Annotated in this window: 15 protein-coding genes; 9 read left to right on the top strand and 6 right to left on the bottom strand. The window is 62.7% G+C overall.

What is annotated here, in order from left to right; genetic code table 11:
* Nucleotides 1-65: 65 nt before the first annotated feature.
* Nucleotides 66-632 (bottom strand): TlpA disulfide reductase family protein, encoded by a 567-nt coding sequence (locus MVC20_RS18490; RefSeq protein ID WP_297544084.1) that lies wholly within the window; start codon nucleotides 630-632, stop codon nucleotides 66-68.
* A gap of 24 nt (nucleotides 633-656) precedes the next feature.
* Between MVC20_RS18490 and argH the strand changes: the two genes are divergently transcribed.
* The 6 genes from argH (at nucleotide 657) to mscL (ending at nucleotide 7,063) form a co-directional block, all read left to right on the top strand.
* Nucleotides 657-2,048, top strand: a complete 1,392-nt coding sequence (gene argH, locus MVC20_RS18495) for an argininosuccinate lyase (RefSeq protein ID WP_297544086.1) — start codon at nucleotides 657-659, stop codon at nucleotides 2,046-2,048.
* The gene (locus MVC20_RS18500) at nucleotides 2,045-2,230 is read left to right on the top strand and encodes an argininosuccinate lyase (RefSeq protein ID WP_363320826.1); all 186 of its coding nucleotides are present in this window, start codon (nucleotides 2,045-2,047) and stop codon (nucleotides 2,228-2,230) included. The genes argH and MVC20_RS18500 overlap by 4 nt, the downstream gene beginning before the upstream one ends.
* On the top strand, nucleotides 2,227-2,547 hold the full coding sequence (locus MVC20_RS18505) for a DUF2834 domain-containing protein (RefSeq protein ID WP_297544088.1): 321 nt from the start codon (nucleotides 2,227-2,229) through the stop codon (nucleotides 2,545-2,547). Before MVC20_RS18500 ends, MVC20_RS18505 begins: the two co-directional genes overlap by 4 nt.
* A 36-nt stretch (nucleotides 2,548-2,583) precedes the next feature.
* Nucleotides 2,584-3,849, top strand: a complete 1,266-nt coding sequence (gene lysA, locus MVC20_RS18510) for a diaminopimelate decarboxylase (protein ID WP_297544090.1) — start codon at nucleotides 2,584-2,586, stop codon at nucleotides 3,847-3,849.
* A gap of 37 nt (nucleotides 3,850-3,886) precedes the next feature.
* Nucleotides 3,887-6,478 (top strand): TIGR02302 family protein, encoded by a 2,592-nt coding sequence (locus MVC20_RS18515; RefSeq protein WP_297544091.1) that lies wholly within the window; start codon nucleotides 3,887-3,889, stop codon nucleotides 6,476-6,478.
* A gap of 162 nt (nucleotides 6,479-6,640) precedes the next feature.
* Entirely contained in the window at nucleotides 6,641-7,063 is a 423-nt protein-coding gene (gene mscL, locus MVC20_RS18520; protein WP_297544093.1) for a large conductance mechanosensitive channel protein MscL, read from the top strand.
* 40 nt (nucleotides 7,064-7,103) lie between these two features.
* Here the strand turns inward: mscL and rlmH are convergent, their stop codons facing one another.
* The 3 genes from rlmH to MVC20_RS18535 all read right to left on the bottom strand — a co-directional run bounded on the left by rlmH (nucleotide 7,104) and on the right by MVC20_RS18535 (nucleotide 9,447).
* Nucleotides 7,104-7,574 (bottom strand): 23S rRNA (pseudouridine(1915)-N(3))-methyltransferase RlmH, encoded by a 471-nt coding sequence (gene rlmH / locus MVC20_RS18525; RefSeq protein WP_297544094.1) that lies wholly within the window; start codon nucleotides 7,572-7,574, stop codon nucleotides 7,104-7,106.
* Complete coding sequence (rsfS, locus tag MVC20_RS18530) at nucleotides 7,575-7,940, bottom strand: ribosome silencing factor (protein WP_297544096.1); 366 nt, start codon at nucleotides 7,938-7,940, stop codon at nucleotides 7,575-7,577.
* Between the two features lie 181 nt (nucleotides 7,941-8,121).
* Nucleotides 8,122-9,447: a mechanosensitive ion channel domain-containing protein gene (locus MVC20_RS18535; protein ID WP_297544098.1), complete on the bottom strand. Its 1,326-nt coding sequence runs from the start codon at nucleotides 9,445-9,447 to the stop codon at nucleotides 8,122-8,124.
* Between the two features lie 96 nt (nucleotides 9,448-9,543).
* On the opposite strand from MVC20_RS18535, the gene MVC20_RS18540 reads away from it, so the two are divergent.
* From MVC20_RS18540 to MVC20_RS18550, 3 genes are all read left to right on the top strand, one after another.
* Nucleotides 9,544-10,473, top strand: coding sequence for a histone deacetylase family protein (locus MVC20_RS18540; protein ID WP_297544100.1), 930 nt, complete (start codon nucleotides 9,544-9,546; stop codon nucleotides 10,471-10,473).
* A gap of 40 nt (nucleotides 10,474-10,513) precedes the next feature.
* The gene (locus tag MVC20_RS18545) at nucleotides 10,514-11,680 is read left to right on the top strand and encodes an MFS transporter (RefSeq protein ID WP_297544102.1); all 1,167 of its coding nucleotides are present in this window, start codon (nucleotides 10,514-10,516) and stop codon (nucleotides 11,678-11,680) included.
* Between the two features lie 73 nt (nucleotides 11,681-11,753).
* Nucleotides 11,754-12,776: an aspartate-semialdehyde dehydrogenase gene (locus MVC20_RS18550; protein ID WP_297544104.1), complete on the top strand. Its 1,023-nt coding sequence runs from the start codon at nucleotides 11,754-11,756 to the stop codon at nucleotides 12,774-12,776.
* 68 nt (nucleotides 12,777-12,844) lie between these two features.
* Here the strand turns inward: MVC20_RS18550 and MVC20_RS18555 are convergent, their stop codons facing one another.
* Both MVC20_RS18555 and MVC20_RS18560 read right to left on the bottom strand, forming a co-directional pair.
* Nucleotides 12,845-13,429 (bottom strand): c-type cytochrome, encoded by a 585-nt coding sequence (locus MVC20_RS18555; protein ID WP_297544105.1) that lies wholly within the window; start codon nucleotides 13,427-13,429, stop codon nucleotides 12,845-12,847.
* Nucleotides 13,429-14,685 carry a PQQ-dependent sugar dehydrogenase gene (locus tag MVC20_RS18560; RefSeq protein ID WP_297544106.1) on the bottom strand — a complete coding sequence of 419 codons (1,257 nt, stop codon included), beginning with the start codon at nucleotides 14,683-14,685 and terminating at the stop codon, nucleotides 13,429-13,431. Before MVC20_RS18560 ends, MVC20_RS18555 begins: the two co-directional genes overlap by 1 nt.
* Nucleotides 14,686-14,830: the final 145 nt, after the last annotated feature.

The following is a 14,830-nucleotide window of genomic DNA, read 5'->3' on the forward strand; positions in this document are numbered from 1 at the left end:
GCCTCCGATCCTAGCCACAGATCGGTGCCCAACTCAAGTCGCTGCAATGCCCTTGAAACGGGCTCTCAGCTTCCGCTGTCCGTGGACACCAAGGCCGCGATGATCGCCTTGGCGCTCTCGGAATCCCAGTGGGCATCCCCTTGCAGGCGGGCGATTTCGCGACCCTCGGGATCAAGGATTACGGTGATGGGCAGGCCAAAGACGCCCATGGCGCGGGCGAGGGCGCTCTTGGGGTCGGTGTGCAGCGGCAGGTTGTCGACGCCGATCTCGTCAAAGAACTTGGCCATCGCCGTCGGTGCGTTGCGGCCCGTGGCGATGGTGACGACCTCGAAATTCTCGCTTTGCATCTCGCGTTGCAGGTTCGAGAGCGTCGGCATCTCTGCCCGGCAGGGGGCGCACCATGTCGCCCAGAAATTCAGCAGGACATACCGCCCTTGAAAATCGGCCAGCGTGCCGGTGCTGCCATCGGCGCGGGTGTATTCGGTCAGGGGCGCGGCGGCGGGCTGCGCATGGAAATTCAGTTTCTTCATGTCGCCGTCGCGCAGCGCCTCGAGCGCGGCAGTATCGGCCATGGCAACATTTGCACCAAGGGCCACGGCCATATAAAGGACGATCTGACGAATGATTTTCATAATTCCCTCCGAAGGGCCAAAGACATGACTGACAAGACCTCGAACCAGATGTGGGGCGGCCGCTTTGCCGCCGGGCCGGATGCGATCATGGAGGCAATTAATGCCTCGATCTCATTCGACAAGCGGATGGCGGCACAGGATATCGCCGGGTCGAGGGCCCATGCCGCGATGTTGGCGGCGACAGGTATCGTCAGTGATAGTGATGCGGCGGCGATGAGGGAAGGCCTGCTCACGGTCTTGTCAGAGATCGAGGCAGGCGAGTTTCAGTTTTCGACCGCGCTTGAGGATATTCACATGAATGTCGAGGCGCGGCTCAAGGATTTGATCGGCGCACCGGCGGGGCGTCTTCATACCGGGCGCAGCCGCAATGATCAGGTGGCCACCGATTTCCGGCTCTGGGTGCGCGACCAACTGGATGCGGTCGATCAGGCGTTGCAGGCATTGATGCGCGCCCTGCTGGCGCAGGCAGAGGCGGGGGCGGATTGGGTCATGCCGGGCTTCACCCATCTTCAGACGGCGCAGCCGGTGACATGGGGGCATCACATGATGGCCTATGTCGAGATGTTTGGCCGCGACCTGAGCCGGGTGCGCGATGCGCGCGCGCGCATGAACGAATGCCCTCTTGGCGCGGCGGCGTTGGCGGGCACTTCCTTTCCGATTGACCGTGACATGACAGCCGAGGCGCTGGGCTTTGACCGTCCCTGTGCCAATTCGCTCGACGCGGTCAGCGACCGGGATTTCGCGCTGGAGTTTCTCGGCGCGGCCAGCATCTGTGCGATGCATCTCAGCCGCTTTGCCGAAGAACTGGTGATCTGGTCCTCGGCGCAGTTCCGGTTCGTGGCGTTGTCGGATCGGTTCTCGACCGGGTCGAGCATCATGCCGCAAAAGAAGAACCCCGATGCAGCAGAATTGATCCGTGCCAAGGTGGGACGGATTTTCGGCGCCAATGTGGCCCTTATGATGGTGATGAAAGGGCTGCCTCTGGCCTATTCCAAGGACATGCAAGAGGACAAGGAACAGGTCTTTGATGCGGCCGACAACCTGATGCTGGCCTTGGCCGCGATGGAGGGCATGGTGCGCGACATGGCCGCGCGCAGGGAAAATCTCGAGGCGGCGGCCGGGTCGGGATTTTCGACGGCCACGGATCTGGCGGATTGGTTGGTGCGGGTGCTCGATATGCCCTTCCGCGAGGCGCATCATGTGACAGGCGCGCTTGTGGCCAAGGCCGAGGCCAAGGGCTGTGATCTGCCCGACCTCAGCCTGAGCGAGATGCAGGAGGTCCATGGCGAAATCACCGCAGCGGTCTATGATGTGCTGGGCGTGCATAATTCGGTGGCCTCACGGGTCAGCTATGGCGGCACGGCGCCCGCGCAGGTGCGCGCGCAGGTGGCGCGGTGGAAGGAGCGGTTGGGATGATACGACGGATGACGGTTGCTCTTCTGAGCCTCGTGGTGCTGGCGGGCTGCGGCGTCGATGGAGAGCCTGTGCGCCCCACGGCGGGCCTGAACGTGGGTGTCGGCACCAATGGTGTCAGCGTGGGCGTTGGTGGCGGTATGCGCGTGGGCGGTGTCAACGTCGGCGTGGGGGTAGGCCTGTGAGATGGGTCTTTGCCGCTCTGGCCATCTGGGGCGCCATTCATCCGATGTATTGGTTCCTGCAGTGGTTCGGGCAGAACGGCTATGACCTGATGGGCATGGTCGATGCCTGGCATGCCAATGCCGCGAGTTCGGGGTTGGTCTGGGACCTGACCATTGCCGCCGTGGCGCTGACGGTCTGGGTGATCGTCGAGGCGATGCAGAACCGGCATTGGCTGGGCCTGGTTGCCATTCCGGCGACCTTTTGCATCGGGGTCAGTTGCGGTTTGCCGCTCTATCTGTTCTTGCGGGCGTCGCGCGGTGGCGCGCGCGGGATTTGAGTATTTTTGGAACGATGAAACGGGGCGGAACGGCGCGTGGATCACTTTCTCTATCATGATGGCGTGCTGCACGCCGAAGACGTGTCGCTCTCGGAGATCGCCGAAGCGGTCGGCACACCCTTCTATTGCTATTCCACCGCGACGCTGACCCGGCATTTCCGCCTGTTTGACGAGGCGCTGGCGGGCATGGATCATCTGGTCTGTTACGCCATGAAAGCCGCGAGCAACCAGGCGATTCTCAAGACGCTGGCGGCTTTGGGCGCCGGCATGGATGTGGTTTCGGGCGGGGAATATGCGCGTGCCAAGGCGGCGGGCGTGCCGGGCGAGCGGATCGTGTTCTCGGGCGTGGGCAAGACGCGGGACGAGATGCGGCAGGCGCTCATCGGCGGTATCCGGCAATTCAACGTCGAGAGCGAGCCGGAAATGGTGGCGCTCAACGCCGTGGCGCTGGAATTGGGCGTTCGCGCGCCGATCACCATTCGCGTCAATCCCGATGTGGACGCCAAGACCCATGCCAAGATCGCCACCGGCAAGAGCGAGAACAAGTTTGGCATTCCGATTGCCCGAGCGCGCGAAGTCTATGCGCAGGCGGCCAGCCTGCCGGGGCTGGAGGTGATCGGCATCGACGTGCATATCGGCAGCCAGCTGACCGAGTTGGCACCGTTTCGCCTTGCCTATGAAAAGGTTGCGGAACTGACGCAGGTGCTGCGCGCCGATGGCCATGACATTCGCCGTCTTGATCTGGGGGGCGGTCTGGGCATTCCCTATACCCGCTCGAACGAGGCGCCGCCCTTGCCCACCGAATACGGCGCGCTGATCCGCGAGGTTCTGGGGCATCTGGGCTGCGAGATCGAAATCGAGCCGGGGCGATTGATTGCTGGCAATGCCGGGATTCTGGTCAGCCGGGTGATCTATGTGAAATCCGGCGAGGGGCGGGATTTCCTGATCCTCGATGCCGCGATGAATGACCTCATCCGCCCTGCCATGTATGACGCGCATCACGACATCGTGCCGCTGGTCGAGGCGGCGCCGGGCGTCGAGCAACAGCCCTATGATGTGGTCGGCCCGGTTTGCGAATCGGGCGATACCTTTGCCAAGGGGCGGATGCTGCCGCCGCTGGCCGAGGGCGATCTGGTGGCGTTTCGCAGTGCCGGCGCTTATGGTGCGGTGATGTCGAGCGAGTATAACACGCGGCCTCTGGTGCCCGAAGTCCTGGTGCATGGGCGTGACTTTGCCGTGATCCGGGGCAGACCGACCTTTGACGAAATGATAAATCGCGATACCATCCCTGAATGGCTCTGACGCGGTGGGCGCGCGGGGCCGGGATGAGGTGCCGCGCATGGCTGCGAGCGAAAACCCCCTGAAGGTGCTGAGCGCGCGCTTGCGGCGTCCGCTCCTGCTGACATGGGCGGGATTGATTGCCGAACGTCTGGTGCGTGCCTTTTGGCCGGTCTGGAGCGTGATTGCGGCAGGTGCGGCGGCGCTCATGCTGGGGCTTCAGGATATGGCCGCGGTCGAGGTGGTCTGGGGCGCGGGCATGCTGGGCGTGCTCGCGGTCCTCGCCTTTGGCATTCTGGGCCTGGCCCGGTTCCGGTTTCCACGTCGGGCCGAGGCACTGGCGCGGCTCGATGACGCGATGCCGGGCCGGCCGCTGGCGGCTCTTGGTGATGTGCAGGCGATCGGCGCGGGCGATGCCGGATCTGCGGCGCTCTGGCGGGCACATCAGGCGCGGATGGCGGCGCGGGCAGCGCAGGCGCGCGCAGTCGAGCCGGATTTGCGCCTGTCGCGGCAGGATCCCTTCGGGTTGCGTTATATTGCGCTTCTCGGGCTTGTCGTGGCGCTTCTCTTCGGCTCTGTCTGGCGTGCGGGATCGGTGGCGCAAATGGTGCCGGGTGGCGGTGCGGCGGCGCTGGCCGCTGGCCCGACATGGGAAGGCTGGATCGAGCCGCCCGCCTACACAGGTCTCCCGAGCCTCTATCTGGCCGATCAGGGTGCAGTGATCGAAGTGCCAGAAGGCAGCCGGATCACCCTGCGGTTCTACGGCGAAGTGGGCGCGCTCAGCCTGACAGAGACCCTATCGGCCACGGGCGCGGAGGCCGCAAGCACAGACCCGGAGCAGCAATTTCAGGTCGCGCGCAGCGGAGAATTGCGCATTGATGGGCCGGGTGGCCGGGCATGGACGGTTCAGGCTCTCGCCGATATTGCCCCCTCGGTCGAGGTGGTGGAGCGCGAGGCGCGCACCGCCTTTGACGGGCAGATGAGCCAGCCCTTTGCCGCGCGTGATGATTACGGCGTGGTGAGCGGTGGGGCCGTCTTTGAACTTGATCTTGCGCGGGTGGATCGGCGGCACGGTCTGGCCATCGAGCCCGAGCCGCGCGCGGCGATCCGTCTTGATCTGCCGATGCCATTGGCCGGGGATCGGACCGAGTTCACCGAAACGCTGGTCGAGAACCTCTCGGAGCATCCTTGGGCACATTTGCCCGTCACGCTACGGCTGCAGGTTGAGGATGCGGCGGGGCAACAGGGGCTGTCCGAGCCGTTCGAAATGGCCCTGCCCGCGCGGCGGTTCTTTGATCCGATGGCGGCGGCGGTGATCGAGCAGCGGCGCGATCTCTTGTGGTCGCGGCAGAACGCACCGCGGGTCGCGCAGGTGTTGCGGGCTGTGTCCTACAAGCCCGAGGATCGGCTATTCCGCTCGGAAAAGGCCTATTTGCGTTTGCGGGTCATCATCCGCCAACTCGAGGCGATGACGGCGAGTGACGGGTTGGACGAGGCCGAGCGTGACGAGATTGCGCAGGCTCTCTGGGATCTGGGTGTCTTGCTTGAGGATGGGGATCTGGGCGATGCGCTGGAGCGGATGCGCGCCGCGCAAGAGCGCCTGAGCGAGGCGATGAAAAATGGTGCCAGCGAGGAAGAGATCGCCCGTCTGATGCAGGATTTGCGCGATGCCACGCAGGATTACCTGCGCCAGAAGATGCAGCAGGCCGAGCGTGAGAATCCCGAAGAGAGCAATCAGCGCAGCGCCGAAAACATGATGCAGATGAACCAACAGGATCTGCAGGACATGATGGACCGCATCCAGGAGCTGATGGAACAGGGCCGCTATGCCGAGGCGCAGCAGGCGCTCGAAGAGTTCCAGCAGATGATGGAGAACATGCAGGTCACCCAAGGGCAGGGCCAGCAGGGGCAATCGCCCGGCGAACAGGCGATGGAGGGTCTGGCAGAGACTCTGCGCGAACAGCAGGGCCTGTCGGACCAGGCCTTTCGCGATTTGCAGGAGCAGTTCAATCCCGGCGCGCAATCGGGCCAGTCGCAAAGCAACGAAGGCCGCAGCGGTGGCGAGGGGCGCGGCGAGAGCCACGATGGTCAGCAGGGCCAGGGCGGTCAGGGCGGCGAGCAGCAGGGCCAGGGCGGCGAAGGGCGCGAACAGGCTGAGGGCTCGGAAGGGTCGCTGGCCGAGCGGCAAGAGGCGCTGCGGCAGGAACTGGAGCGGCAGCGACAGGGTTTGCCGCAACTCGGCGGCGAGGCCGGAGAGGCCGCGCGTGAGGCGCTGGAGCGCGCGGGCCGCGCCATGGAAGGGGCCGAAGAGGCGCTGCGCAACGACGATCTGGCCGGGGCCATCGACAACCAGGCCGAGGCGATGGAAGCGCTGCGCGAAGGGATGCGCAATATGGGCGAGGCGATGGCCGAGCAACAAAATCCCGGCGGGCAGGGCGATGCCGAAGGTCAGCCAGGACAGGCACAAGCCGATCCCTTGGGGCGCGAAGCGGGTCAGGGCAGGCAGGTGGGCACGCAAGACAGTCTCTTGCAGGGCGAGGATGTCTATCGCCGCGCGCGCGAGTTGCTGGATGAAATTCGCAAGCGCTCGGGGGAAGGAGAGCGCCCGGATGTCGAACTCGATTATCTCAAGCGTTTGCTCGAGCGGTTCTGAGGCATGACCTAGGCGCTCGGCGGTCCAGGCGCGCGGGGAGAGGCCCGAGGTATTTCCCCATGCCGCGCAAAGGAATCTTCGCGCACATTTGCCGGAATATGCTAAATCCCTGCTCGGGTACGCGAAAAGGGCCCTGTGTGACAGTTATGAAAAGGGACGGACATGATTCAGGAATTCAAGGACTTCATCGCCAAGGGCAATGTCATGGACATGGCCGTCGGTATCATCATCGGGGCGGCATTTACGGCGATTGTCGGCTCGCTCGTTGCCGATCTGATCAACCCGATCATCAGCCTGTTCTTGGGCGGCATTGATTTCTCGGGTCTCTATATCGTTCTGGGTTCGGGCGACTATGCCTCGATCTCTGCTGCAGAAGAGGCGGGTGCGGCGGTGTTCGCCTATGGGCGGTTCATCATGGCCGTGATCAACTTTCTGATCATCGCCTGGGTGGTCTTCATTCTGGTCAAGCTGGTCAATCGCGCCAAGGATATGGCGGTAAAGCCCAAGGAAGCGGCCCCCGCAGCCGATCCCGGCCCGTCGGAACTGGATATCCTGATCGAGATTCGCGACGCGTTGAAAAAGTAAAAGGGGCAGGGGACGCGGGGCAATATTGTGCCGCGTCCTCTCACACCCGGTGATAGGGGCTGCCCGCGAGGATCGAGGCGGCGCGATAAAGCTGTTCGGCCAGCATCACCCGGACCAGCATATGCGGCCAGACCATCCGGCCAAAGGAGAGCGCGAAATCGGCCCGCGCGCGCAACTCCGGCGCAATGCCATCAGCACCCCCGATCACCAAAGCGAGATCGCCGCGTCCGGCATCGCGCCAGCCCGCCAGCATATCGCCAAATTCGGGAGAGGTGATCTGTTTGCCGCGTTCATCGAGCACAGCGAGAAGCGCGCCTTGGGGAATGACACGTTCGAGCAAGGCGGCCTCGGCCGTCATCCCGCCGCCCTTCTTGTCTTCGACCTCAAGCAGGGCAGCAGGGCCAAGCCCATGCGCGCGCCCCGTTCGGTCAAACCGGGTGAGATAATCGTCGAACAGTGCGCGTTCCGGGCCGGTCCGTAACCGGCCCACCGCGCAGATGTGAACCCGCATTCAGACCTGAGACGCTGCCGCCTGCCCGGAAGGCAGCCACATCTTCTCAAGCTGATAGAACTCGCGCACCTCGGGGCGGAACACATGGACGACCACATCGCCCGTGTCGATCAGCACCCAGTCCCCGGTTTCCTTGCCCTCGGTGCGGGCCACGATCCCCATGTCCTGCTTGAGCCGGTCCATCAGCTTTTCTGCGATGGCCGAAACCTGCCGCGAGGACCGCCCCGAGCAGATCACCATATAGTCGCACATGGCCGTTTTGCCGCGCAGGTCGATCTGCACGACATCTTCGGCCTTGTCATCTTCAAGAGAGGTCAGGATCGCCGCAAGCTGCGTTTCGCTATCTGCGGTCACGGTGGGCATCATCGCGATGGCCCCCTGGTCAGCGGCACTTGCCGCATATGTCGTAAAAGACAGGACATCGTCCTCCTTTGCTGCACACCGCAGGCCCCGGTGCTAGGTATGCTATCAAGGTAGCAAGAGATGCATGACTTTTCAATAAACCGCCGCATCGTATTGCACCAAGACGCGGAAATGTGCTGCAAATTTACCCGATCTGTGGTTCGTTGCCGGGCTCGTCCCCCAGCATTCTGACCTCGCGTTGCGGGAAGGGGATGGAAATGCCATGCTCTTGAAATGCATCCCAGAGCGCCAGATAGACATTGCCGCGAATGTTGGTCAGGCCTTGAGTGGGGTCCTTGATCCAGAATCTCAGGATATAATCCACGCTGCTGTCACCAAAGCCAACGATGTGACAAACCGGGGGTCTTTCGTTCAGGACGCGGCCAACGCTCGCGGCAGCTTCGACTGCGATCTTGCGCACTTTGTGAGGATCATCGCCATAGGCTGTGCCAAAGTAGATGTCGAGGCGCACAAAATCGTTGGAATGGGACCAGTTGACCACTTGTCCGGTGATCAGATCCTCGTTCGGGATGAGGTATTCGCGCCCATCTCGCGTTGTGATCGAGACATAACGGGCACCCAAGCTGTTGATCCAGCCGAAGGTTTCGCCGAGGCTGATGACGTCGCCGGGTTTGATCGACTTGTCGAGGAGGATAATGATCCCGGAAACCAGGTTCGAAACCACCTTTTGCAGGCCAAAGCCGAGGCCCACGCCAATCGCGCCTGAAAGCACGGCAAGCCCTGTGAGGTCTACCCCGACGGTGCGTAAGCCAATGAAGAATGCGGCACCATAGAGCAGCACCTGCATGAACTTGACCACCAGCACTTGCATCGAGGGGGAGAGATCTTCGTTGCTGCGGACCCGTGCGCTTGTCACCCTTGCGGTAAAGCGTGCCACGACGATGAGCGCGCCGATCACGATCACCGCCTGCACAACCAGCCAGAGCGAGAACCGTGTCTCGCCCACGTCTATTGCGGCGCTGTCCAACAGCGTTTGTGCCTCATGTGTGAGATTGAGAATGCTGAGCGTGACCCAAGTCCAGCCGGCGTAGCGCACAAGGCTGCGCAGCAGGCTATTGCCAATCAACCGCGTGACAATGGCGATCACCAGCCAGGCAAGTGCCAGCTCTCCGGCGATCGCCAGCAGATAAGAGCGGCTAGGCCATGTCACTTCACGCATGATCCAGCACACCGGCCAGATCAGCATCACGAAAAAGATAAGACGCAAGCGCCGGTGCAGCATGACAAGCAGCCGCATGCGCCATTTCGGCCAGCCTTCGCGTTGCCGCATCCATTCGCGGCACGCCGGTCCCAAGAGGCGTTCAAGCAGATATGCCGCGAAGAACAGGGCAAGCAGGATGCCCAGCTGATAGGCATTCCAGGGTCGCAGCATGCTCCACAGAAACAATTCGGCCTGCCCCCAAACGGCAAGCACGATGTCCTGAGTCACTGAGGCGGCATCTCCTTCCATGCCTGCCAGACTGACACGCGGTCAATCCGGCCACAAGGCTGCACTGGACAAGCCCCGCAATTCAGGCTCTTTTCATTGTAATGACGGAGGAGCGCCATGACCACAGCCCTGATCACCCACCCCGATTGCCTGGGCCACGAAACGCCCCAAGGTCATCCCGAACAGGTGGCGCGTCTGGAACGTATCCTGGAGGCGCTGGAGGGCAAGGATGTGATCCTCGTCAAGGCACCGCTGGTGGCCGAGGACGATCTGCTGCGGGTGCATCCCAAGCGCCATGTCGAGGCGATCCGCGCCGCCTCGCCCGCCTCGGGGCGGGTGCAACTCGATGCCGATACTTGGATGTCGCCCGGCACGCTCGCGGCGGCGCATCGGGCGGCGGGCGGCGCTGTGCGCGCCGTTGATCTGGTGCTCTCGGGTGAGGCCAACAATGCCTTTGTCGCGACCCGTCCGCCCGGGCATCATGCCGAGCGTGAGACGACGATGGGGTTTTGCCTCTTTGGCAATGTGGCGGTCGCGGCCAAGTTTGCGCTGGATCACCACGGGTTGAAGCGTGTGGCGGTGGTGGATTTCGACGTGCATCACGGCAATGGCACGCAGGATTTGCTAGAGGACGAGCCTCGCGCCTTCTTTGCCTCGTCGCACCAGTATCCGCTCTGGCCCGGCACTGGGGCCGCCCATGAAACCGGGCCGCATGACACGATCCTGAACGTGCCTTTGCCGCCGCGTTCGGGCGGGGAGGTCTTTCGCCGGGAATATGAGGATAAGGTGTTTCCGCGCGTGCGGGCGTTCAAGCCGGATTTGATCCTGGTGTCTGCCGGATTCGATGCGCATCGCGATGACCCATTGGCCGATCTGATGCTGGAAACCGAGGATTTTGCTTGGGTGACAGAGCGGCTCTGTGATCTGGCGGACGAGCTTTGCGGCGGGAAATTGGTCAGTTGTCTTGAGGGCGGCTACAATCTCTATGCGCTGGCCGAGAGCGTGGCGGCGCATGTCGATGTGCTGATCGCACGCGGCGCGGCCTGAGCCCTGACCAATCCTGAACCCTGACCGACAAGGACATCCCATGCGCGCCGGCCTGATCCTCCTGTGTCTTGCCTATGTCCTGAGCCAGTTCTTTCGCGCCTTTCTGGCGGTGCTGAGCGGGCCATTGGCGGTCGACATCGGCACGACGCCGGACGATCTGGCATTTGCCTCCGGCCTGTGGTTCCTGATCTTTGCGGCGATGCAACTGCCAGTGGGCTGGGCCCTCGACAGGGTAGGCCCGCGCCGCACGGCGGCGGCGCTGCTGCTGATCGGTGGCGGCGGGGGATCCGCGCTCTTTGCGCTGGCCACCACACCCTTGCAGATCAGCCTCGCCATGGCGCTCATCGGCGTGGGATGTTCACCGGTGCTGATGGCCTCCTACTACATCTTCGCGCGGCAGTTTCCGCCCGCGCAGTTCGCCACATTGGCGGCCCTCATGCTTGGGGTCGGATCGGTCGGCAATCTGGTCGCGGCCTGGCCCATGGCCTGGGCGGCCGAAACACTGGGCTGGCGCGCGGCACTCTGGGGGCTGGCAGGCATTTCGGTCTTTGTGGCGCTTGGCATCCATCTGCTGGTGCGCGACCCCGAGGCGGTCAGTGGGGATACGCGCGGCTCACTTCTGGATTTGCTCAAAATGCCCGCGATCTGGGCCATCCTGCCGTTGATGTTTGTGGCCTATGCACCTGCGGCAGCGCTGCGGGGTCTCTGGGCCGGGCCCTACCTGCGCGATGTCTTTGGTCTCGATACCGGACAGGTTGGACAGGCGACGCTGGTGATGGGGGTGGCGATGATCGCGGGCACCTTTGTCTATGGTCCGCTCGACCGGGTGTTCAATTCGCGTAAATGGGTGATCTTTACCGGCAATGTGATCTGTATGGCGGCTATCTTTGTGCTGATGCTCTGGCCGGACCGTCATCTTGGGCTGTCGATTGCACTTTTGGCGGTGATCGGGCTTGCCGGGGCCACATTTCCGGTGCTGATCGCGCATGGGCGCGCGTTCTTTCCGGCCCACCTGGCGGGGCGGGGTGTGACGCTGCTCAATCTCTTTGGCATTGGCGGGGTGGGGGTGGCGCAGTTTGCCTCTGGTCCGTTGCATGCAGCGGCACCGACCGCATTGGCCGGCTACACCGCGATTTTCGCGCTCTTCGGCTTTGCGCTTGTCATCGGCCTCGTGATCTATCTCTTCAGCCGCGACAGTATGGATTGAGCGCGGCCCCTTTCACATCCCGCCCTTTCCCTGTATGACCCGCACCGCAACCCCCGGCTCAGGAGGCAGATACATGGGTTACAAAGTCGTCGTCGCAGGTGCCACGGGTAACGTGGGCCGCGAAATGCTGAACATCCTCGCAGAGCGCGAGTTTCCGGTGGATGAGATCGCCGCACTTGCGTCGCGCCGTTCTCTGGGCACCGAAGTCAGCTTTGGCGACCGAACTCTCAAGACCCAGGATCTGGATACGTTCGATTTCACCGGTTGGGATATGGCGCTGTTTGCCATCGGCTCGGACGCGACCAAGACCTATGCCCCCAAGGCGGCCAAGGCGGGCTGTGTCGTGATCGACAACTCGTCGCTCTACCGCTACGACCCCGACGTGCCGCTGATCGTGCCCGAGGTGAATGCCGATGCGGTCATGGGCTATTCCAAGAAGAACATCATCGCCAACCCCAACTGCTCGACCGCGCAGATGGTGGTGGCCCTCAAGCCGCTGCATGACCGCGCGAGAATCAAGCGCGTCGTCGTCTCGACCTATCAATCGGTGTCGGGTGCCGGCAAAGAGGGCATGGACGAGCTTTGGGATCAGACCAAGGCGGTCTATAACCCCACCGACGACAAACCGGCCAAGAAGTTCACCAAGCAGATCGCGTTCAACGTGATTCCGCATATCGACGTGTTCCTTGAGGATGGTCAGACCAAGGAAGAGTGGAAGATGGTCGCCGAGACCAAGAAGATCCTTGATCCCAAGATCAAGCTCACGGCCACCTGTGTGCGCGTGCCGGTCTTTGTCGGCCATTCCGAGGCGATCAACATCGAGTTCGAGGATCATCTGGACGAGGCCGAAGCCCGCGACATCCTGCGCGAATCCCCCGGCATCATGGTGATCGACAAGCGCGAGAATGGCGGCTACGTGACGCCGATCGAATGCGTGGGGGATTACGCCACCTTCATCAGCCGCATCCGGCAGGATCCGACGATTGATAATGGCATCAACCTGTGGTGCGTGTCGGACAATCTCCGCAAAGGCGCTGCGCTCAACGCGGTGCAGATTGCCGAAGTGCTGGGCCAGCGGGTGCTCAAGAAGGGCTGAGCGCCCCCACACAGAAAACGAACGGGCGCGCCATCAGGCGCGCCCGTTTCCATTTGGTTTGGTCGGGTTCACTGAACCGGCTCGACCTTGAACTGAACAGAGGAATACCACTCTGCCACCGCGCGGATGTCGTCATTCGACATCTCGGCGGCGATGCCGCTCATGATGTCGTGCTGACGCTTGCCGGTGCGGAAGGCCTTGAGCTGCGTGTCGATATACATCACCGTCTCGCCCGCCAGATTGGGCGCATCCTCGATCAGCGCAATCCCATCCACGCCGTGACACGCGGTGCAGGCCTCTGGCGCGTTTTCGGCGCTCTGGCTTGGGGCAAGGGACGCCACCGGCGTATGGCTGCTATACCACGCGGCCAGATCGGAAATCGCCTGATCCGACAGGGTGGCGGCGACCACGCTCATCATTTCATGCACGCGCCGCCCTTCGCGAAAGGCGGTCAATTGATGTTCGATATAGGCGGGGTTCTCGCCGCCGATATGCGGGACGATGGGCATTTTCGCCATGCCCTCGATCCCGTGACAGGTGCGGCACTGGCCCGCCAGCTTGCGCCCCGCCTCTGGATCGCCGGTCACGCCCTCGGCCATAGCGATCTGGGCGAGGAAAACCCCGCCCAGACCCAGAATACACGCCTTGAGCATCAATTGCCCTCGTACCAGATGCGATAGATCGCCCCGGCAAGATCGTCCGACACGAGGATCGAACCATCGCGCAATTGCGCCACATCGACGGGGCGACCCAGATATTCGCCGTTCTCGTCGATCCAGCCTTCGGCAAAGGGTTCCATCGTGGCGTTGCCCTCGCTGTCTATGAACGTCACCATCACGCGGGCGCCGACCGGCTCTGTCCGGTTCCACGACCCGTGCTGCGCCGAGAAGATGGCGTTCTTGTACTTGGCGGGGAACATGTTGCCGGTGTAAAAGGCCATGCCAAGGTCGGCGGCATGGGCCACGGTTTCGACCGCGGGCATCACCACCTCGACTGGCACCTCTTCGTTCTTGTACTCATTGGTGCGGACCGAACCGCCGCCATACCACGGATGGCCGAAATGCTGGCCTGCGGCGGTCTGGCGGTTCAACTCGCCCGGCGGGATGTCATCGCCCATGCCATCGACCTGATTGTCGGTCCACCACAGCTCTCCGGTTTCGGGGTGGAAATCCTGACCGACCGAATTGCGCACGCCATAGGTATAGACCTCGCGGCCAGTGCCATCGGTGTTCATGCGGATGATGCCCCCGATGCCCCATTCCTTGTATTTCTCGAGGCGGTCAGCGGGGGCCACGTTGAAGGGCTGGCCGAGCGAGATGTAAATCTTGCCATCCGGTCCGATGTCACAGACCCGCGCGGTGTGGTTGAAGCTTTCTTCGTCCTCGGGGATCAGATCCCCCTTGGCGACAAGGTTGAAGGCCGCCACATCGGGGCTTTCGTAAAAGAATTCCGCGGCGGGAAAGAGAAGAACGCGGTTCTGCTCGGCGATATAGAGAAACCCGTCCTTGGAAAAGCAGGGACCATTCGGGATCGAGAATTTCAGCGAGGGCGCAAAATCCTTGACCTCATCGGCCACACGATCCTTGTTGCGGTCGGTCACGGACCAGACCTTGTCCTTGCGCGTGCCGACAAAGGTCACGATCCCTTGCGGACCCACGGCCATGTGGCGGGCATCGGGCACAACGGCATAGAGGCCGATCTTGAACCCATCGGGCAGGGTGATCCGCTCGAGCGTTTTCTTGATCCCCTCGGCATAGTCGCCGCCCTGTTCGATAAAGGTAAAATCGGTGACGCCGGTCGACTGGAAGTTCGACAGTTTTTCCAGATTGTCCGGCACATTGGCGGCCTGCGCATGGGCAAGCCCGGCGCTGAGCGCCAGAGTGGCGATGGATGACAGCAGATGTTTCATGTGGTTCCTCCCGTTTCAAAATCCGTTCTGCCTGTCCGATGCGTGAGGCCCGGACAGAGCCATGATCCTAGACTTCGTCAAGCTGACCCAACGCGCTCTCCCCTTCGCGCGGCTCATGCGAAATACCGTTTACGTTGCATTCGCA

The sequence above is a fragment of the Roseovarius sp. genome, from assembly GCF_027019125.1.
GTDB lineage: Bacteria > Pseudomonadota > Alphaproteobacteria > Rhodobacterales > Rhodobacteraceae > Roseovarius.